Source organism: Coprococcus sp. RTP31081st1_H1_RTP31081_211007, from assembly GCF_040227275.1.
GTDB lineage: Bacteria > Bacillota > Clostridia > Lachnospirales > Lachnospiraceae > Coprococcus > Coprococcus aceti.
This window is the reverse complement of the sequence record NZ_JBEHVP010000020.1, coordinates 1-1,962: the sequence shown is the minus strand read 5'-3', so window position 1 is coordinate 1,962 and position 1,962 is coordinate 1. Positions and strand designations below refer to the sequence as shown.

General features: G+C 36.8%; 6 protein-coding genes. All 6 read right to left on the bottom strand.

All coding sequences use genetic code 11. The annotated features are described in order from the left end of the window. The coding region (locus ABUA31_RS14355; protein ID WP_349819095.1) for a DUF4176 domain-containing protein at positions 1 to 167 on the bottom strand (167 nt) is incomplete at its 3' end. 60 nt (positions 168 to 227) lie between these two features. After that, positions 228 to 545, bottom strand: a complete 318-nt coding sequence (locus ABUA31_RS14350) for a WXG100 family type VII secretion target (RefSeq protein ID WP_015533471.1) — start codon at positions 543 to 545, stop codon at positions 228 to 230. A gap of 18 nt (positions 546 to 563) precedes the next feature. Beyond that, entirely contained in the window at positions 564 to 863 is a 300-nt protein-coding gene (locus tag ABUA31_RS14345) for a WXG100 family type VII secretion target (RefSeq protein ID WP_015533472.1), read from the bottom strand. 18 nt (positions 864 to 881) lie between these two features. Then, entirely contained in the window at positions 882 to 1,154 is a 273-nt protein-coding gene (locus tag ABUA31_RS14340; protein ID WP_055273954.1) for a WXG100 family type VII secretion target, read from the bottom strand. Positions 1,155 to 1,168: 14 nt separating this feature from the next. Next, positions 1,169 to 1,486 (bottom strand): hypothetical protein, encoded by a 318-nt coding sequence (locus ABUA31_RS14335; protein WP_117875491.1) that lies wholly within the window; start codon positions 1,484 to 1,486, stop codon positions 1,169 to 1,171. A 24-nt stretch (positions 1,487 to 1,510) separates the two neighbouring features. Continuing rightward, complete coding sequence (locus ABUA31_RS14330) at positions 1,511 to 1,801, bottom strand: WXG100 family type VII secretion target (protein WP_022216716.1); 291 nt, start codon at positions 1,799 to 1,801, stop codon at positions 1,511 to 1,513. Positions 1,802 to 1,962: the final 161 nt, after the last annotated feature.

Sequence of the window (1,962 nt, the reverse complement as noted above, 5' to 3'; positions counted from 1 at the left end):
GTCTGTTTTGTAGATATATTTCCCTCTGGATACAGGCATCCTATATAATCCCTTACGCTATCTGAATCCTCTGCCTTCTGCAATCTTCCATATATCATCAACCTTTTATTTGCGTTCTTTAATAACACAACCGAACCGATCGGCAGATATTTCTTAAATTCAATCATAATAACCTCCTCAATCTCAAAATGCCATCTCTGATGGCTATCAGAGATGGCACTTCTTTCCTACGAAATAATATTTGCTGCAAGCGATTCCGTTGCCGCTGCATTCTTTTTCTCTGTTGTCGTATATTCTTTAGCAAGTTCTGTAAGATTATTTACATGTTCATTAATCATTCGGCCCATGGTATCCATATCCGTCTGCAGTTTTCTAAATTTGTTTATATACGATGCAGACGCATCTCCTGTCCATGATGATGAAAGTCCAGTGACATCATTCATCATATCATCTGTCAACGATTTCGTCTGAGTCATAACTGATTTAAAATCAGCAGCCTTAGCCTCCAGTTCCGCCGGGGTGACTTTCAAATTCATATCTGACATATCTGTATTTTCCTCCCTTTAATACTTTCTCTGAGCCACTGTATTTGCATTTGTGGCTTCTGTAGTTTCATAATTAGCTATTATATTGTCCAGCGCTGAACAATACTGTTCTATCAGATTACTAAAATTTGTCATCTGTGAAACATCACTCTCAACTGCAGAGCTGAAAGCTTTTTTCGCGCTACCATCCCATGTACTGTTCAGAGCCTCCTTACTGTCTCTGAGCTTGGTTATCTGCTTCTTAAGAGACTGATTTTTCGAGCGAAGCTCTGTTGTTCTTTTCGTCATCTCTGACGATGTTACTGAAAATGCTCCCATACTTGATCCTTCCTTCTATTATTGATTTTGGTATATATTTGAAGCCTCCCGGCTCATACCCACGCCTAAATTTTCAAGTGCTGTACATGTATTGGATATGTCATTGTATACACTTTCGAGTTTTCCAATATATTTGTCACTTGCATCCCCTTTCCAGTTTTTTCTTATAGTCTCGACTTCACTTCCCAAATCAGATAAAACATACTGCTTTATACTTGCTTCTGAATTCAAGTAGCCATTTATAGCCGCTGCTATTTCTGAATATTCCAAATCACTAATCTTTTTTTCCATGTGCTTACATCCCTTCAGTGAATTATGTTATCTGGTAACGATGAGGTCATATCCCCATTCACAACTTCAGCAGTGATGTAGTTTCCTATAACTTCACCCAATGTATCACCATACGAATACATATCCTCCATAAATGCCTGCATAGTATCCATCTTCGATACAAGATCAGAATAAATATCTGCCCAGCCTTCACTCTCCCAATATTCCTGTATCTTGCCACAGGTTGATATGATCGTATCATACTGATTTCCCAGATCTGTTGCCCCCTTGATCAAGGTATCATGAAATGTTTCCAGTTTATTTATCGGTACTTTCACCGTCTCAACATACATACTTTCCCTCCGTTATTAAGCACCCTAGCCAATCAGAGCAATTACATTTTTTTCACAAGTCTCAAACGTATTGCATACATCAAGCAATGAGTCCACTTTCTTTTGAAGATCCTCATACATGGATTTAACTTTACTATCGCTGTTCTCAAATTTTGTATTAAATGAGTCTGCTGCAGGGCCTTTCCATTCTTTAATAAGATCTTGATAATCATTCTGGATGTTTCGTCTGTCAATTGTGCTTTGATCCAGACAGTCCTGTATAATCACAAGATCTGTGTGCAACTTCCTTGTATCGACATTTATCTTATCCGACATAATCTTTCTCCATTCAATTATTTTGTATTTTTAGTATTACATCTTTTAAACCGTTTTGTCAACAATGGTTTTGTTTTTCTAAATTTATTTGTTTATATTTTTGTAACTAACAGCCACATTTTGACAAAATTTGTTTATTTATGTCAAAAGCATTATTGATT

Bases quoted from the DNA above. Each gene is read 5' to 3' on its own strand.
- ABUA31_RS14330 (WP_022216716.1), bottom strand. From the start codon at position 1,801: ATGTCGGATAAGATAAATGTCGATACAAGGAAGTTGCACACAGATCTT.
- ABUA31_RS14340 (WP_055273954.1), bottom strand. From the start codon at position 1,154: ATGGAAAAAAAGATTAGTGATTTGGAATATTCAGAAATAGCAGCGGCT.
- ABUA31_RS14345 (WP_015533472.1), bottom strand. From the start codon at position 863: ATGGGAGCATTTTCAGTAACATCGTCAGAGATGACGAAAAGAACAACA.
- ABUA31_RS14350 (WP_015533471.1), bottom strand. From the start codon at position 545: ATGTCAGATATGAATTTGAAAGTCACCCCGGCGGAACTGGAGGCTAAG.
- ABUA31_RS14335 (WP_117875491.1), bottom strand. From the start codon at position 1,486: ATGTATGTTGAGACGGTGAAAGTACCGATAAATAAACTGGAAACATTT.